This is a genomic window from Frondihabitans sp. PhB188 (assembly GCF_003752365.1).
GTDB lineage: Bacteria > Actinomycetota > Actinomycetes > Actinomycetales > Microbacteriaceae > Frondihabitans.
Map to the genome: position 1 here is coordinate 25,445 of NZ_RJUO01000007.1, position 13,773 is coordinate 39,217.

Annotated in this window: 14 protein-coding genes and 1 pseudogene; 10 read left to right on the top strand and 5 right to left on the bottom strand. The window is 62.6% G+C overall.

What is annotated here, in order from left to right:
- The first annotated feature begins 270 nt into the window (after nucleotides 1-270).
- On the top strand, nucleotides 271-510 hold the full coding sequence (locus EDF46_RS17670; protein ID WP_158614328.1) for a LuxR C-terminal-related transcriptional regulator: 240 nt from the start codon (nucleotides 271-273) through the stop codon (nucleotides 508-510).
- Nucleotides 511-1,318: 808 nt separating this feature from the next.
- Here the strand turns inward: EDF46_RS17670 and EDF46_RS17675 are convergent.
- Nucleotides 1,319-2,380 carry a S26 family signal peptidase gene (locus EDF46_RS17675; protein ID WP_148061298.1) on the bottom strand — a complete coding sequence of 354 codons (1,062 nt, stop codon included), beginning with the start codon at nucleotides 2,378-2,380 and terminating at the stop codon, nucleotides 1,319-1,321.
- Nucleotides 2,381-2,492: 112 nt separating this feature from the next.
- Between EDF46_RS17675 and EDF46_RS18480 the strand changes: the two genes are divergently transcribed.
- The 3 genes from EDF46_RS18480 to EDF46_RS17690 all read left to right on the top strand — a co-directional run bounded on the left by EDF46_RS18480 (nucleotide 2,493) and on the right by EDF46_RS17690 (nucleotide 5,860).
- Complete coding sequence (locus tag EDF46_RS18480; RefSeq protein ID WP_158614329.1) at nucleotides 2,493-3,062, top strand: hypothetical protein; 570 nt, start codon at nucleotides 2,493-2,495, stop codon at nucleotides 3,060-3,062.
- Nucleotides 3,063-3,741: 679 nt separating this feature from the next.
- On the top strand, nucleotides 3,742-4,161 hold the full coding sequence (locus EDF46_RS17685) for an ATP-dependent DNA ligase (protein WP_199738322.1): 420 nt from the start codon (nucleotides 3,742-3,744) through the stop codon (nucleotides 4,159-4,161).
- 421 nt (nucleotides 4,162-4,582) lie between these two features.
- A complete protein-coding gene (locus tag EDF46_RS17690; RefSeq protein ID WP_158614330.1) occupies nucleotides 4,583-5,860 on the top strand; it encodes a sensor histidine kinase in 1,278 nt (425 codons plus the stop codon).
- A 77-nt stretch (nucleotides 5,861-5,937) separates the two neighbouring features.
- Here EDF46_RS17690 and EDF46_RS17695 read toward each other — a convergent pair whose 3' ends face one another.
- Together EDF46_RS17695 and EDF46_RS17700 are read right to left on the bottom strand one after the other, a co-directional pair.
- Complete coding sequence (locus EDF46_RS17695; protein ID WP_123507987.1) at nucleotides 5,938-6,504, bottom strand: manganese efflux pump MntP family protein; 567 nt, start codon at nucleotides 6,502-6,504, stop codon at nucleotides 5,938-5,940.
- Between the two features lie 475 nt (nucleotides 6,505-6,979).
- Nucleotides 6,980-7,597: a TetR family transcriptional regulator C-terminal domain-containing protein gene (locus EDF46_RS17700; RefSeq protein WP_123507989.1), complete on the bottom strand. Its 618-nt coding sequence runs from the start codon at nucleotides 7,595-7,597 to the stop codon at nucleotides 6,980-6,982.
- A 282-nt stretch (nucleotides 7,598-7,879) separates the two neighbouring features.
- On the opposite strand from EDF46_RS17700, the gene EDF46_RS18175 reads away from it, so the two are divergent.
- The 6 genes from EDF46_RS18175 (at nucleotide 7,880) to EDF46_RS18185 (ending at nucleotide 11,751) form a co-directional block, all read left to right on the top strand.
- Complete coding sequence (locus EDF46_RS18175) at nucleotides 7,880-8,140, top strand: hypothetical protein (protein ID WP_148061299.1); 261 nt, start codon at nucleotides 7,880-7,882, stop codon at nucleotides 8,138-8,140.
- A gap of 464 nt (nucleotides 8,141-8,604) precedes the next feature.
- Complete coding sequence (locus EDF46_RS18865) at nucleotides 8,605-8,736, top strand: hypothetical protein (RefSeq protein ID WP_255410986.1); 132 nt, start codon at nucleotides 8,605-8,607, stop codon at nucleotides 8,734-8,736.
- Between the two features lie 423 nt (nucleotides 8,737-9,159).
- Nucleotides 9,160-9,645 (top strand): MarR family winged helix-turn-helix transcriptional regulator, encoded by a 486-nt coding sequence (locus tag EDF46_RS17705; RefSeq protein ID WP_123507991.1) that lies wholly within the window; start codon nucleotides 9,160-9,162, stop codon nucleotides 9,643-9,645.
- A 114-nt stretch (nucleotides 9,646-9,759) separates the two neighbouring features.
- Nucleotides 9,760-10,038, top strand: a complete 279-nt coding sequence (locus tag EDF46_RS18180; RefSeq protein WP_148061300.1) for a hypothetical protein — start codon at nucleotides 9,760-9,762, stop codon at nucleotides 10,036-10,038.
- Between the two features lie 694 nt (nucleotides 10,039-10,732).
- Nucleotides 10,733-11,197 carry a MarR family winged helix-turn-helix transcriptional regulator gene (locus tag EDF46_RS17710; RefSeq protein WP_123507993.1) on the top strand — a complete coding sequence of 155 codons (465 nt, stop codon included), beginning with the start codon at nucleotides 10,733-10,735 and terminating at the stop codon, nucleotides 11,195-11,197.
- Nucleotides 11,198-11,280: 83 nt separating this feature from the next.
- Nucleotides 11,281-11,751 (top strand): hypothetical protein, encoded by a 471-nt coding sequence (locus tag EDF46_RS18185; RefSeq protein WP_148061301.1) that lies wholly within the window; start codon nucleotides 11,281-11,283, stop codon nucleotides 11,749-11,751.
- 182 nt (nucleotides 11,752-11,933) lie between these two features.
- Here EDF46_RS18185 and EDF46_RS18190 read toward each other — a convergent pair whose 3' ends face one another.
- Nucleotides 11,934-12,422, bottom strand: a complete 489-nt coding sequence (locus EDF46_RS18190) for a hypothetical protein (RefSeq protein WP_158614331.1) — start codon at nucleotides 12,420-12,422, stop codon at nucleotides 11,934-11,936.
- A 268-nt stretch (nucleotides 12,423-12,690) separates the two neighbouring features.
- Nucleotides 12,691-13,280, bottom strand: a pseudogene (locus EDF46_RS17720) (recombinase family protein).
- Nucleotides 13,281-13,773 lie beyond the last annotated feature (493 nt).

A 13,773-nucleotide genomic window follows, 5' to 3' on the forward strand; every position in this document is an offset into this window, starting at 1 on the left:
CGATCCTGCGATGAGTGAAGTGATGGCACGTCTGCGCACGAGAACCCCTGTGTTCGACCCCGGATGCCCCCAAATCTGGTGGGCCGAGGTGAATCTAAGCGACGCTCACACCCGTGAACAAGTACTTCTACTCAAAGTGATAGTGAAGCTACGAACCGACCGCACACTGGCTGCCCGATGAGTGAACAAGAGGTGGGGGAATTCTGGGCAGACCGCTTCGGAGGGGCTTACTTTCGACCCATGGGCGCGAAGAAAACCAAAGAGATAAAGATGCTGACCCCAACCCAGGTCGACATCTTGAAGCACCTCGCGCGAGACGAAAGCTACGACACCGTCGCCGAAAAACTCGACATGACGCCCAACGGGGTCCGGTACCACCTCGCCCGAATCCGCGACCTGCTCCACATCAACGGCGTCCCGGCAATCATCGCCCTCGCGATCGTTGCCGGGATCCTGACCTACAACCAATGGCCCGTCGAATCCACCGGCGAACTCTTCATCGACCTCTAACGCATCCACGGGCAAGGTTGCCGCTTCGCTCTACGTGCGTGCGGGGCTACACGGGCCTTCGCGTACCCAATCGTAGACACTGACACCGTTGGTCACCGTGCGCCCTGACACCGTCACGGAGCAATCACTGAGCACCGCCACTTAGCGACCAACTACACACCCTGCCGAGTCGGTCTTCCTGGCCGCCTCAATAACGGTGCCGGCCTTACATTGATTTCGGACACGAGATCTGAGAAGACCACTCCCCCGGATCTGAAGGACACAACCGCGTCCAGTTGACGGCGTCCGAAACCGATCGATTTCGAGAACAACACCAGTCCCGAATGAGGCACCCTGCCCGGGCCGTTTTGAGGGACGGGTATGTCGGAATTCTCGACCCTGAATTTCTGGGCCAATCGGCAAGGTTCGTCCTCGCCGACCCGTGTCTCGGTGGACGACCGTCTATCGGGGAGTCACAAACGATCGATTTTGAGAATTGCTGAGTGCGAGATGGGCGCGAGGTCAATTCATCGATCGCGGTTCCTCCGGCCGCTTGAGTCGAGGCAGAAGGTGATCTCCCTGATCTTCACTCGATCCGCGGTTGGTTTTGCCGGCATGAATAGAGACGTAGCTTTTGGCCCATTCGTGGCTTATCGTCGAGGTGTCAAGCTGGTTACTTGACGTTCGTTGGCGATGAAGCCATGAGCCTCCGTTTTTCCTGATCCGAGACGGACGCGCATCCTTCACGTCGCCAATGTGTGCCCCTGTGACCTCTGTCGCAGGGGCACTTCCCGTTGAAGGGCAGCATCGGGGCCGTGGTTTCCGCGGGTCAGCTGCAGCGGACAGCGGCGAGGCCGAGGAGCGCGGTGACCGTGATCTGGGTACTGGTGGTCGAGGTGGCGCTCCAGGATGCGGGTGTCGCGGTGAGGTTGGTGCGGACTTGGATCGGCCACGTCGTGCCGAGGTTCAATAACTGGCTGGCACTGATTCGGGCTGTGCGGCCAGTCCCGGGACTGCTGGCCAGGACGGTGCCACCGCTGATCACGTCGAACGAGTTGGCTGCCACGTCGGTGTAGGTCCAACTGATGGTGGCCGTGGAGTCGGGGTTATTGGTGCAGGTCACCCCGGTGGGTGCAGTCGCCGTGGCCGCCGTAAAGACGGCCTGTGGGGGGCGGGTCGTGCCGGCAAAGGCGGCAGCGTGCGCTTTCTCGGGAATAAGGGCCGCGACGATGATTAGGGCGCAGGCAAGGACACTGGCACGGCGAAATAAGCGGCGCGGTTGTCTTGATGGGTTCTGGGCCGTGGAATCGGTGGTGCATCCTTGGTTCCAGATCGCGCACCGTAAGGTTTTGTCGGTGCGGGTGAGGATCCCCGCTGCGAGAAGTGCGATGCCGACAAGCAGCGTGGCGGGCCAGGCACCGGTGCGGAGCCACAGGATCGGCAACCCTAGGTAAGGCACCCGGAGGTAGCCGACACCGTGAACTGTCTTGAGGTCGACGGCGGATGAGTCTGCGGTGGGGTTGGCGTCTCCTTTGGTGGTGATCATCCCGGTGGCGGCGGGTTGCAGGTAGCGGTGCAGGCGCAGCCGGCCGGCATGGTCGGGGTCATCAAACAGAAGCACCTGACCGGGATGCAGTTGCGGGGTCGCCACGGGGCGGGCGACGACGATATCTCCGGGGTGGAGGCGGGGCATCATGGACCCGGTCATTACCGTGGTCGGTTCCCACCCGAGCGCCGTGGGGGCTGCAGCCCAAAACAGCATTCCTACCGTGGCCGCCAGAACGGTGCGGGCAAGGAGCGCCACGACCACCCGGCCCCAATCCGGCAACGGCCGAGAAACGTTTCCGGCGCCTCGGCCGAGGAGCGTAGAGGTCACGTCAATGGCAGACACGATTTCGAAGACGTTAAGGTGCTGGGGTTAGCTGTTCTGGGCTTCCCATGTCAGCCCCAGAGATGCTGTTCCCCCCTGGGCACTGTTGGGTGTGGAAGCAGCGAGGCTGTAGGTGATCCGGTACACGCGGGTCTCTGGTGCGGTCCCGGTCGGGGTCCAGGAACCAAGCCCGGTGGCGTACCCGGTGTTGGCGGTCCCGAGTGCGGCGAGGGTGCCGGCGAATAGTGACGGGGTTGTCGCCAGCGGGGTGAACCCGGTGCACGACCCGAACCCGCCCCCTGTCCCCTGCTCGATCGACACGGACAGGTACGACGACAACGCATTCGTCGTTGCAGTGTTCGTGGCGTACAGCTTCACCGCCGACGGCAACGAACCCGTCGATGTCACCGCAATGCAGTTCGCACCCGTGAGCCCGGGTTTCAGCCCCGTGACGGTGAACAGGGCGGCGTTCGCGTCATCGTCGGTCAACGCTACCGATCCTGCCGACCAGTTGCTGGCGGCGTTGGACGTGGTGGCCGAGAACGCCGCATACGACGCATTCGACACCGCGATGCCTGATACGGCAAGAGCTGCGGGGATGGCTAACCACGCCGTCAGCTTGGCGGTACGAGGGGTGACACGAGGCAACGAGAAATGCATGATCCTGATCCTGACTTTGAGGTGTGATGAACGCGCGGGTTAGACGCGTGCCAAAGAAAGGACAGGGGTGAAATGTCGGCTTCCTCGACGGCTCGACCACGATAAAGAGGGCGGAAGCGACAATACAAGACCCCCAATGGTGGGTCGCACCCTGGCGACCCCACACCAGTGCACTCTTGGCGCAGTTCCGGCCTGTGGAGAAGTCAAGCCCCGTCCCAAAGGCGCCAACCTCCGTACCGTGAAGTGCGCTGCCCTACCGGACTCCCTACCCCGGAAGGTGCAGTGTGGCCAGCCTCTCCGGAGGGGCTGGTCACGTCACAGCAAATGCTCAACACTTCGCCTCGGAAAGTGGCCTCAAGCGCGGCAACAGCTTCAGGTTCTTCTGTCTAGCTCTTTTCCGAACTGTTCTGTTTGGCTAGTGTTCATATGTTCCGGGGGTTGGATCAGGGTCGCCGGGCCGGGTGTGGGGTCGTTCGGGTCGACCCCACACCCCAACTCCCCCCGTCAATCCCCCCCCAAACACTCCACCGGGGCACTCCGTCCGCACGTACCCTGGAGTTGTTGAGGAGAGCTCGTCCAGGACGCACCCGTGTGCGGCCCACGTCACCAAACCGGTGACAGTACTTGAGCTATGGCACAGTGCGTGGGTGTTACCCGCACCCGCCCGGCCCAGACCCCGCCACCGGCACCACCTGGGCTCTCACCCCTGAGAGCAAAACCCCATGGGATACATCGTCTACGACGGCGAAGTCCTCGAATTCAAAGTCGAAGACCGCCTCCTCGCCCACCTCCAAATCGTCATCGTCAACAAATTCCGCCGCAACGAATCCCTGATGTTCTCCTGGCGAGAACCCGCCGAAACCGGCGACGGACGAGCGACCGTGTGGCTCTCCCCCAACATCGGGCTCCGCTTCAAATTCGCCGGCGGCCGGACCCCGGACATCAACCCCACCTGGCTTGCTGCGCTTTACAGTGCCGCCGACTCCGGACGCGGCCTCTACGCCGTCAATGAACCCACCCGAGACCCCACCACGCAACTGTCCGGAACCAGCGGCGACGCCGTCGACTGGGGTAAGGACCGCACCCCACCCGTCCACCCCAGAAGTGCAAGGCCCCTCGCCGGGGAACAGGCACAGCCCTAAGCTTTCCCATAGTCGGCTGGTTACCGGCAATGGCTGTGTCTTGTTGCCCGTGCCTCTGATTCGGCGCCGGCGCAGGTCCAGCCGCGTGGCTCTCGCCCTTAACCCCGGCAGGAGCCACGCACCCCCGACTGCCACAGCGGCACAGCGGCACGCCCTGTCAGAGTCTGCCGGGCACGCGCATTTGGCACTCCTGCGGGGCACATGTCGGCGGCATATATCCGAGAACGCCGGGGCGTAGGTATCCGGAGAATCATGTCGGCAACCGTTGCCCTGAAGCACGCCCGCCCGATGGACCTGGCCAGCTGATAACTCCGGCTGATGACAGATGATCAGGGCCTTTGACAGGCGCATTTCGGGACGAATCCATTTATGTCAACCGGGGGATCGCCTTTCCTGGAACCCAATATGTTTGTCGAGTCCCTTGACGAACCTGAAGGGATCCCGGCCGATGAACTATCGCCACCCCCGGCCCACCACCGGCATTGCACCTCGAGAAGGTGCGATCACCTTGTCCCGCCGATCGGCGATCAGCCGCGCTCTCCTGGAGACCGTGTTCGCCCGCAGTTTCGGGGCAGTTTGCCTCATCTTCGGGCTACAGGCGCTCCCTTTCGCGTTCGAAGGTCAACCTGCGATGAACCAGGCATGGGCCTGGATCATCGGCCTCGCCCTTTTCGGCTCCCTCCTGCTGGTGACCATTGCCGCAGCCACGCTCGGGCCGACCCTCCCGGCCGCCGGAGCCCTCTCCACCGTGTACGCAGCCGTCATCATTTCCTGGCCCTTCGCCGCCCAAAATCTCACCCAAGTGCAGCCCCATGTGCCGTGGCCCTGGTATCTGTGCAACGTCGCCATGGCCGCAGCCGCCCTGGCCTTCACCCCACGGTGGGCCACGCTCTACATCCTCGGTCTCGCCACCGCCTACACCCTCGTTCGTCTTACCCCTCCGGGCGGACATGCCACGCTCCTGCATGCGATCCTCGACAGCGGATACACCCTGATCCTTGGTGTCGCGACACTCGTCATTGTGTCGCTCCTAAGGCAAGCGACAACGTCTGTTGACCGCGCCCAAAGGGCCGCCACCCGCCGTTATGCGGAGACAGTCAAAGCGCACCGCAACGAAGTGGAACGCCTCCGCATAGACGCGCTCCTGCACGACGGCGTCCTCACCACATTCCTCCTCGCAGGGGAACACGACTCACCCGTTGACCCGGCGATCGCGGTCAACATGGCCAAGAATGCCCTCGCCGAGATCACCGTCACCCATACCCTGGACGACGCCGAAAAAACGGCCGCCAGACGCACCGCACTTCGAGCACGATTCGACACCGCGATCACTGAATTCGGAACCGCGGTTGAGCTGCACACCGAAGGACTCGACGGACACGCCGTCCCTGCCGATGTTGTCGACGACCTCTACGCCGCGACCATGCAAGCCCTCATGAACAGCATCCAGCACGCCGGCCCAGTCTCCATCACCCGCCGCATCACCGTCACCTGGCACAGCACCACCCTCACCATCACGATCAGCGACAACGGCCAAGGCTTCGACCCAACCCAGGCCACCGACCGCCTTGGCGTTCGCACGTCCATCATCGAACGAACCCGCAACGCCGGCGGAACCGCACACATCACCTCCAGCCCCGGAAACGGAACAACCATCACCCTCACCTGGTCACCCCCACAGAGTCTCGAAAAACTATAGATTTTTGAGGCGTCTCACGCGCCTGTAGCCCCCGGCCAATTGGGGCGGACCAATCACTCCGTGCATCAGCGGCAGTACTACAGGACGCCGAGGTGGTCGACGAGGATTCGCGACCCGACCAGGACGAGCACGACACCGCCGACGATCTCGGCGGGTCGGCCGAATCGGGCGCCCACTCGGCGTCCTATCGCCACCCCGGCCAGGGCGAACACGAAGGTGACCGCTCCGATGAGGGCCACGGCTCCGCCGATGGAGACGGGGACGAATGCGAACGAGACACCTACGGCGAGGGCGTCAATGCTCGTGGCCAGCCCAAGGAGCAGGAGTTCGCGCATCCCGATCCTGTCGGTGTCCTTCTCGTGGTCGTCCTGACCTCGCACGGCCTCCCAGATCATTTTGCCGCCGATGAGCAGGAGCAGCCCGAATGCGATCCAGTGGTCGAAGCTGCTGATGTAGCGGGCGAACTGGCTGCCGAGGAACCAGCCGATGAGGGGCATGACGGCCTGGAAGACGCCGAAGACGGCCGCGATGACGAGCGCCTGGGAGAGCCGGAAGTGCCGGAGGTGCAGGCCTTTGGTGAGGGCGACCGCGAAGGCGTCGGCGGAGACGCCGACGGCGATGAGGACGAGCGTGATGGGGGACATGGTGCGGCCTTTCGGAAGCGAGGCCGAACGCACGTGAGGAAGGGGGTTCGGCCGGGACAGGAACCGAAGGTCTCGCTCGCCCGACCCGCTTCTCGAAGCAGTGTCGGGAGGAACGCCGGGTGCAGATACACCAGTATGTCGACGGACCGTTGGGCCCTTTCGGGCCGTGGGAGCTACTCCCCTTCGCCGACCATCATGCCAGGTCGGGCTGGCGACGAAGATCGATTCCATCTTCGATAGCTGTTCGATGGAACCAATCCCACTCTGCCGTCTCGGAAAACTAAAGGTTTTCGGACGTCTCAGGTCGCGGTTCACCCGCTCAGAACATGCCTGAAGAGCCAGGGGTCGTCGTGTCTCGAGAAGTCGTTCCCGCAGCTCGATGGGCCTGGCATGGTCACCCCGGACTTTACGAGACAGGGATAGATCATTACTCGCCGGAGGCGTTCGCGCCGGCAGCACCAAATTCTCGGAGTTCTTAATCCCGGGGTGGGGTGGCGGGAATGTTGCAGGTCGGGTCGAGGGCGGTGCGGATGAATGCTTCGACCATGGCCGCTCTCCGGGTCGGGGTGCTGTGTGCCACGAGTGAATAAATACTGAGACTGTCGATCAGGGCCACGAACAGTTCTGCGACCAAATGCGGGTCACGGGTTCTGAATTCACCATTAGTCACGCCCACGGTGATGATGCCCGCCACGAATTCGACCCACAGGGTTGTGCTTTCTCGTGCCACTTTCGCAACGACGGGGTTCCGGCGTCCCACACTCCACCCGTCTGCCCAGATCCAATCTTCCCTAGTGTGTTCCCCGGCAAAGAGGTCATCGGTCAGGTACTGAAGCGCTGCTCGAGCGGTGGTGAGAGTGTTCACGTGGGCGCGTGCTGCGGCGAGTTCGTCGGCGGCGATGTCCCGGAACATGCGCGCCGCCAGCGCTGGCATTGACGGTTCCTGCCGAGCAATAACGGCCGGTTCAAGCCCGGTCTGGGCCACGACACGACGCAACGTCACCGCCGGCAGGCCCGCGTCGAACGCGATCGCCTTCGCCGCCTTGTCGATACGACCGGCCACCGGCAGGTTCGGGTCCTCGTGAATACGCACGCCTTGAACTTACGTAGCCGTGTCGACTTCGACTAGAACCCCAACCGGGTGCCCCTCAGCTCACACACGTTCCCCGGGACGCGTAATCGTTCCGGATGATGCACTCAGCATGGGCAGAAACACCCGCACCCCACCTGGGAGCCTTGCCCCGCTCATTGGAAGCGGCTCGAGTTTGGGACGCTATCCGCCCGGGACGCCCGCATTCGACCATGACGACGGAGCGTCGTGGACTCCCAGTAGTGGGGACAAGACCCCGCTGGGGCCGCCTTCTAGCATGTGAGGATGGATCAGAACCCGACAGGTGTCCCTCACCAGGAACCCACCGCAACCGCCACCCCGCGCCCGCAGCCCGACACGGGAAATTCCGCACTTGGGGCGCTGGGGTTGGAGCAGCATCTGGCGACGCTGGTCACGATTTTAGGCGGACATATCTTCGGCGCCACCGGGTGGCAACAGACCCTCACCTCCTGGTCGGAGAACCCCCACATCCGATTCGAGGAGATAGAAGCCAACCTCCTGCAGCTACTCGCCTGCGACAACTGAATCTCGCCTACCTCCCACAAAGCCATTCCCGTCGGCCCCTGAGCGTGACCGCCAAGATGACCGCGATCCTGTTGCGCCCTCCCCGGCGCGGTTACGCTTGTGATGCCGGGGGGTGGTACCCCAGGCGAAGGCCCGCTTTATGTGGATGCTTCTGATCTGGCGCCCGTGGGGCGTGGCCGCGGGGTCTCCCGCCCGGGCGGGAGACCCCGCACTCACCTCACAGCGTGGAGCCCCTTCCTACCCGGCTGCCGCGCGCCTGTTTCTTTTGGCCAGGAGACAGAGGAGTGCTCCTGGTCTGATGGGGTGGCGCGGCTCGGGACCGCTCCACCCCATCAACACCGACGCACGCTCAACAAGGATCACCCTCAGCAGCCGCGCGCGGCTGAGGCACATCCCAACACCCCACACGCAAAAAGCCGGGGTCCAAGACCACACTTACCGACCTCACCCATAAAATCGGTCGAATGAGGCGCCGCCAGAAGAACCCCTATGGGCCGCCGCGACAACCCGGAACACCTCGCGTCATTTATGTCGCGGTCGGCATCCTGGCCGTGGCCACGATCACGCTCGTCGTCCTCGCCGCCCTCCACGGCTGACAGTCCCAACGGCAAAATCCCGAACGCGCCACCTCGAGGTGGAACCAGTGAACCGACGCCATTCCTGTCCTCAACCAAGAAAATGGCCCGGCCTTCGGGTCACGAGCCGGGCCGAGCCGACCAGGCCACGACAGAACAGTGAAAGCCGCACCCAGCCCAACCGACGGTACCCATCCTGAGTGAAAACCGTCCGATCCGCGCCCGTTGATCTTGCCCGCTGCTCGTCACCCAACCGGCTTTTCACGAGGGGCCTCGTTCGGTGATCTGGGCAGCATTGGTTGTGGAGCGTTACACGTCAGGCACCTTAAGGCCCTACGACCCTTCTCACTCCAGCTCCCCCTTCTGGGGAATGACAGCAGGACCCGGTGGTGGTTGAGTCAGGGTGAAGCGGACCATGGATGGTCCCCAGATACGGAGTACCTGATGACCACGACGGTCAACACCACACCCAACCCCACAACCAAGGTCGCGTCCCCATCTCCCGGACACATCGGGAATTCGCTCGCGACTATTCGTAGCGCTCTCTTCGCGTTCGATCACGCGCACCGCGTCTTCCTCGACGCTGCCGCCCAGCAGCTCGGGGTGGGAACAACGGACCTAGACGCTCTCCTGCAACTCGCCCAAGACGAACCCGTCACCCCGGGACAGCTACGCGCCCACCTGCAACTCACCACCGGCGCAATCACCGCCGTCACCGACCGACTCGACGCCGCCGGGTACCTCACCCGCCTGCAACACCCCACCGACCGGCGCAGCCTGCTCCTCGTCCTCACCCCAACCGGCCGGAACGCCGTCAACCATGTTCTCCACCAATACGAGACAACACTCACTGCCCTCCCCGAAAAACCGGCAATGATCCAGCAGCTCACCACGCTGACTTCCGCCGTCCTCCACGCCAGCAAGGCCTAACACCCCTCTCCCTCTGACGTCGGTCCACTGGGCTCGGCGTGACGACACGACTCTGAGGTCCACGACCCTGGCCGCCTCCAGGACAAGGATGGGCGTACCAATCCAGGGGGCAGTGTGGAACCGATCGACCTTGACGACGCGCAACTGCCACGTATCAACGGGCAACACACCCTTGTCCGGCTAAACGGCCGCGTCTACCGGGTTCGAAACGCCCGTGCCGGCGTGTGGGAGATCACCGAAACCCTCGGCAGCATCCTCATCGGCCATGGACACCTCCACACCACCGGTACCACCTATCAGATCGTTACTCCCACCAGCCAGGGTCCAAAACATCCGCGGTGGCAGCACGTCGCGAGGGAACACCTCACCGTACGCAAAGACCTCAAACGGTAAAAGGCTCCCCCACCCGGTACCCGATCCCTTCCGGGTCTAGCACGGAATTGGAAAGGCCAGGCGTGGCGGCTTGCGTGACTGTCGCATAGAGCCGCCCCGTTCTGGGGCATGACAATACAACCAAGATGGCGTTTCATAAAGACACTCCATTACGGAGAATCTCGACCGTCAACCTATTTGCCCGTGGAGGCGTCACCGTGCTCATCGCCCTCGTTAGTCTCGTTCTCCTGCTCGCTGCCACGACAACGACTGTGATTCTTGCCCGTAAGAATTCGACGACTGGGCCGGTCCAGGACAGCAGCGAAAGGCTCCGGGCTCTTCGCGAAACCCACCGCCGTTCTCTCCAGGCCCGCTAACTCTTATGGCCCGAACAGTCCCGCCCACCCGTTGGGCATGCCGGTGCATCGACGCCGCAGGATTCACCCTGCTGCTGACGGGCGCGGCTCTCTTCGTCAACGGCGAGGCTGCCGGCGTCTTCCTTCTCACCGCCGGTTTTCTTGTATGGCCGACGGAATGGGCCACCAAAACCAGGCTTCGGAAGCGTGCAGCATCTTCTGCGCCAAGGCCCGCCCCGCGGTCGATCCCATTGCCCGCCGCCACACCTACCCTGTGGGTCCAAGAACACGTTTAGGTTTCGTTCGGTTAATGAAGGTCGACCGTTTGAGGAACGAGCAGCTGCGTGGAAGGATCAACCATGACCGCCCACCCCGATGACTCCTACGAGGCAGTCGCTCCCCTGTCTCAAACATTGCACCGCCTCGATGAAGCCCACCGCAGATTCCGGAGCCACGTCGCGAGAAGCCTCGCGATGACGCCAGCCGAGCTCACCGCCCTGCTAGTGATCGCAGTCACCCCCGGCATCAGCCCGAGCAGCCTTGCTGCCGACTTGGCAACGTCGGACGGAAACACGGCGGCACTCATCGACGGCCTCGAGGACGCCGGCTTGCTGCACCGCGTCCCCAGCAGCACCCAACCCCACCTCGTCACTCTTGACCTCACGGACGACGGACAACACACCCTTGTGAAGATGCGCACCGCGTACCGGACTGTCCTCGGCCAGGCAGACACCGACGGGTCATTGACCGCGATCCTCCCGCAACTCGACAACATCACCACCACCCTGAACATGGCAGCGAAAAACGGGTACCCGACCCTTTGACTGGTCACGCGACATGTCAGCCTTCGGTGATCCAGTACTGTTCGAGCAGATCATTAGCGGCACAGCAACTATCCAGGGGGATCATGAAAACCAAAGCCACCATTGCCCTTATTAGCATCGCCAGTATCGGCGTCCTCGCCGGGTGTTCCAGCACCACCATCAACGACCCGGCGCCGGTGAAAGTCCCAAGCGTCGCCGGCCATCTGAGTAAAACCCCAGACGACGCACCCACATTCACCGACCTTAGCCAGAAACCGTTCATCGCCGACGGGATCGGCACAAGCACCATCCCCTTCACCACACGAGCGGGAACGAAAAGCATCAGCGTGTTTGTCGCCTGCGCAACTTCCAGCACCTACGCTTTCGCGGTACTCGCGTCGAACAAAAAGATCACGGGCGGATCCGGCGACGACTGCCAAGGCGCTAACCTCAGCGGCTACGGAAAGAACCTGACCGCGGATGACAAGCCGACCTCACTCAGCGTCACCGTCACCGCAAAGACCCCGTTCGAAATCACCGTCTACGAAAGCGGCGACCCACTTCCCCCAAGCTAAACCCAGGACTCAGAGACGGATGGCCCGCACAACCGTAATTCCAGGGCACGACCACTTATGCCTCTGCGAATCCGACCCAGCTGCCCCTGCGACGCACCCGAAAGCTACCGGGTAACTGAGCTGCAAGCCTTTGCATCAATACGCCCCATACGGACGGTCTTGTACGGCAGAAACTGCCGAGCTCATGGAGTGATCTTGACGTACCGGTACCAATCTCGGGAATCAGGGTCGCCGACAATGAGATCCAGCTCCAAATGGCCCCCTGTCGTGGTGACCGCCCACATGCAGTCGTCAGTGTCCGGGGTGACACGACACACGGTGCCGTCATTCGAGCCGTCTTGCCTGTGCTGAATTATCCACCCATCGGTTCGGTCAATTTTTCGCGCCGACGCGTCCAGTTCAGAGATGGCACCGCGTAAGGGAACGTCATGGAGGTGGACGGTTCCGTCAGCGGCGAATGTGATCTTGCCATCGTGGCGGGACGACCATGTGCCAATCATGTCGGCTTCGGCTACCGGAGTCTTGACGAACCCGGCAGCTTGATTTGCCAACAGAACTGCCGCGAAAGCGACAAAGCCCAGGGCAGCAACCGAGATAATCCCTCCCACACCTATGCTCACGATGGCAAGTATTCGCAATGGCCGTGCCCACTTCTGCCCCACCGTGCTCACCCCTTGATTCCTCGTCTAGCCGAGACTCCCACAGACGGTTGCCCCACCCAAGATCCCCACACGAGGCACGCCCACGGCTTCACCACTCCGGAAGGAGGATCGGTGTTGCCGAGCAGCAGAATCGGCGGGTCAACAAACCCCGTCCTTTAGGCCAACTCAGAGAGGAAGCCAGGACGCCCTGAACAGGAACATGAACCCGATTGCTGCGCCACTGGACAGCGACATCGTTTGACCACACCTGGCCGGTCCAAACGTCACGACAGTGCTCTCACGCCCGCTCACGCTCGAGCGCCCGGGCACGCCGGCAAAACGTCGACCGAGACAAACCCAGATCCCGAAGAACACCCGCAGCAGCCTCTCCCCCATCGATCAACTGCAAGGCATTTCGAATCGGCCGATCCGACACCTTCTGCGGACGACCACCAAGGTCCCCACCAGCCGTTCGCCGCTTCGCAACGGAGTCCGTAATACGCTCCCGTTTAATGTCGAGCTCCATCTGCGCCAACGCCGACATCACCGTGAACACCATCGACCCCATTGGCGTCGACGTGTCCACGTCCGCTCCCCCCAGGTTCAACACCCGAAGACCTGCCGACCGCGACCTCAGTCCCTCAGCAAAATCGAGCATGTTCTGCGTTGACCGGCCAAGACGATCAAGAGTGGTGACCACCAGAGTGTCACCGTCATGGATCGCGTCGAGGGCACGATCAAAGGCCGGCCGAGACGCTCGAGCGCCGGACACACCATGGTCGACACAGAGGTCATCGCGTCGGACGCCGGAGGTAAGGAGGTCCGCTTCTTGCCGGTCAGTTTCTTACTGCTTCGTCGACACCGTGCGTACCCAATCAGCTTGCCCACGATGGACCTCCACGTGTCCCAAAACCAACGATGAACACGCAAACTCAAGCAGAGGCTTTTGGGACATAGATTTGGGAACTTCGACGTGGCGGAATTCCGGACTTAGCTCGGGTCTCGAAGTCGAGACCGTGGGACATCCCATATCCCTAGGGATATGAGACGCAAAAGTCGGTTGCAGTTAGCCCCCGGTCACCGTGCGTCGTCACCGTGCGGGGTAAACGTGCGTCCGCGTGCCTATGGCGGTCTCACTCGAAGCCCTTGAGGATTAAAGAGCGAGGGTCTTTCCCCTCCGCACGGGATGAAGGCTCGGGCGAGACTAGGTTGATCCCACTCTTGGCCCGGCTCGAACGGGCTGCCTCCCCCCTCCCAAACTCGGCCGGGCCCTGTGGGCGGGTTGCCGGCTAGGGCAAGTCGAAAACACCTTAGTCCGGGCACGGACGGCATCCCCAAGCGACCACTGCATTCTCGAGTCTGGGCATGACAGCATCAGCTG

Excerpts from the sequence above, each read along its gene's own strand:
- EDF46_RS17670 (WP_158614328.1), top strand. The coding sequence starts at position 271 with ATGCTGACCCCAACCCAGGTCGACATCTTGAAGCACCTCGCGCGAGAC.
- EDF46_RS17685 (WP_199738322.1), top strand. The coding sequence starts at position 3,742 with ATGGGATACATCGTCTACGACGGCGAAGTCCTCGAATTCAAAGTCGAA.
- EDF46_RS17695 (WP_123507987.1), bottom strand. The coding sequence starts at position 6,504 with ATGTCCCCCATCACGCTCGTCCTCATCGCCGTCGGCGTCTCCGCCGAC.
- EDF46_RS18175 (WP_148061299.1), top strand. The coding sequence starts at position 7,880 with ATGGATCAGAACCCGACAGGTGTCCCTCACCAGGAACCCACCGCAACC.
- EDF46_RS18865 (WP_255410986.1), top strand. The coding sequence starts at position 8,605 with ATGAGGCGCCGCCAGAAGAACCCCTATGGGCCGCCGCGACAACCCGGA.
- EDF46_RS17705 (WP_123507991.1), top strand. The coding sequence starts at position 9,160 with ATGACCACGACGGTCAACACCACACCCAACCCCACAACCAAGGTCGCG.
- EDF46_RS17710 (WP_123507993.1), top strand. The coding sequence starts at position 10,733 with ATGACCGCCCACCCCGATGACTCCTACGAGGCAGTCGCTCCCCTGTCT.
- EDF46_RS18185 (WP_148061301.1), top strand. The coding sequence starts at position 11,281 with ATGAAAACCAAAGCCACCATTGCCCTTATTAGCATCGCCAGTATCGGC.